At 45.2% G+C, this 1,827-nt stretch carries 3 protein-coding genes; all 3 read left to right on the top strand.

Annotation, left to right across the window (positions count from 1 at the left end):
- Positions 1–225 (top strand): MogA/MoaB family molybdenum cofactor biosynthesis protein (locus GRP75_RS25890; RefSeq protein ID WP_237449201.1); only part of this gene is annotated, 225 nt, incomplete at its 5' end.
- A gap of 103 nt (positions 226–328) precedes the next feature.
- Positions 329–580 carry a twin-arginine translocase TatA/TatE family subunit gene (locus GRP75_RS25885; protein WP_013309213.1) on the top strand — a complete coding sequence of 84 codons (252 nt, stop codon included), beginning with the start codon at positions 329–331 and terminating at the stop codon, positions 578–580.
- Between the two features lie 111 nt (positions 581–691).
- The gene (gene tatC / locus GRP75_RS25880) at positions 692–1,459 is read left to right on the top strand and encodes a twin-arginine translocase subunit TatC (RefSeq protein ID WP_160790757.1); all 768 of its coding nucleotides are present in this window, start codon (positions 692–694) and stop codon (positions 1,457–1,459) included.
- Positions 1,460–1,827 lie beyond the last annotated feature (368 nt).

Genomic DNA, 1,827 nt, shown 5'->3' with positions numbered 1-1,827 from the left:
AGGCGGGTAGTGGAACGGGAAGTGCCAGGCATGGCGGAAGCCATGAGAATGATCGTGATGCAGAAAAATCCAGCGGCTATGCTATTCCGTGGAATCGTGGGAATACGCGGACGTACACTGATCGTCAATTTGCCAGGAACACCCAAAGGTGTGCATGAAAATTTGGCAGCGATAATGGACCAACTTCCAGAAGCGTTGCTTATGGTGACAGGCCAGTTCCGGTAGAAGGCAGCACATCGTGTGTGGTATGATACCTATAAGAATTTATAAGGCCGTATACGGGCAAAGATTCTTATTTTGTCCGTCAACATAAGGAGGATTACTACACATGCCCAATATTGGAGCACCGGGTTATATTTTGTTGATTATTCTGGCGCTGCTGTTATTTGGTCCGAACAAGCTGCCTGAGCTGGGTCGAGCTGTAGGGCGTACATTCCGTGAGTTTAAAAACGGGGCACGCGATATTTTATCAGAAGATGAACGGACTGAGCGTAAAGACAGCAAAGATAGTGTGGTCAAAGCATCACAAACGACGTCTTCAGAAGTTCAACCTCAGCCTGAGGATAAACGCTTGTCATAGATTTAGTTATAATTCTTGATGCTTGTACAATAAACAAGAGCCTCTTCTTCAGTGAAGGGCTTTATTTTTTAGGAGGCGCTGCTGCGTTCCGTTCAGAAAGGAGGAATGGACTTGACCCCATCAGAGCATGAAATGCCGTTAATGGAACATCTGGGAGAGCTTCGCCGCAGAATTATTTATGTGCTAATTGTATTTGTATTGGCACTGGCTGGTGGTCTGTTCGCGGCGGGTTCTGTCTATGACTGGCTTATTCGCTCCGGTTCGGCGCAAGCTTTTCAGTTAAACGCGTTTTCCTTTTGGGACGGGATTGGTATCTACATGAAGATCGCCATGATCATCGGGATTGCGGTGGCGCTACCGTTTGCCTGCTACCAACTGTGGAAGTTTGTCAGCCCGGGCTTAAGACCGCAAGAACGGAGTGCGACTTTGCGGTATGTGCCTTATGTGCTGCTTTTGTTCATCATTGGGGCAGCTTTTGCTTATTTCATTATTTTCCCAATGGGGATTCAGTTTACATCGTCTGTCACCAAAAGTATGGGATTACAGGAAACGTACGGGATCGCACAATATTTCACCTTTATGTTTAATATTGTACTGCCTGTAGCGCTGTTGTTTGAGCTCCCACTGCTTATCATGTTTCTGACGGGGATTCATGTTATAACACCAATGCGGCTTCGCAAATGGCGGAAGATTTCTTATTTTCTGCTTGTGTTCGTCGCGGTTGTCATTACCCCGCCGGACTTTATTTCCGATTTTTTGGTGGCGATTCCGTTGCTGGTGCTATATGAAGTGAGCGTGTATTTGTCTTCGGTCGTGTACCGCAGGCAGCTGCGTGCGCAGGAGGAACGTGAGGCCCAGTTGCGTGTAGCTTCGGAATAAAAAGGCAGGACCTGAATGGCTCAGTAAACAATTTATTCGGGTCCGCGCTACATGGCAACTTGCACATGATGAATAGCATTTGTATATCATAACTATTTACAGAGTATGAACAGCAGCAGCTTAGCTGCCCTAAAAATAAGCATTAGCCTTGGGTCAGCGGTTATTTTTAAGTCAGATGGAAATAATCGAGAAGGGCTGTCCATAAAAATTCCCATAAAAAATACATTAGGGACTTGAAATTCAATCTCAAGTTGAGTATCATAAAGTTGGTTGTTAGCACTGACGACTGTCGAGTGCTAATACATACAACATAACAACCAAATTACAGGATAAAACACTTAATAAGGAGGCTATTTTTTCATGATCAA

This window comes from Paenibacillus sp. OT2-17, from assembly GCF_009827695.1.
GTDB classification, from domain to species: domain Bacteria; phylum Bacillota; class Bacilli; order Paenibacillales; family Paenibacillaceae; genus Paenibacillus; species Paenibacillus polymyxa_B.
This window is presented reverse-complemented; position numbering and strand designations above follow the sequence as displayed.

Coding starts and splice junctions, on each gene's coding strand:
- GRP75_RS25885 (WP_013309213.1), top strand. CDS start 329: ATGCCCAATATTGGAGCACCGGGTTATATTTTGTTGATTATTCTGGCG.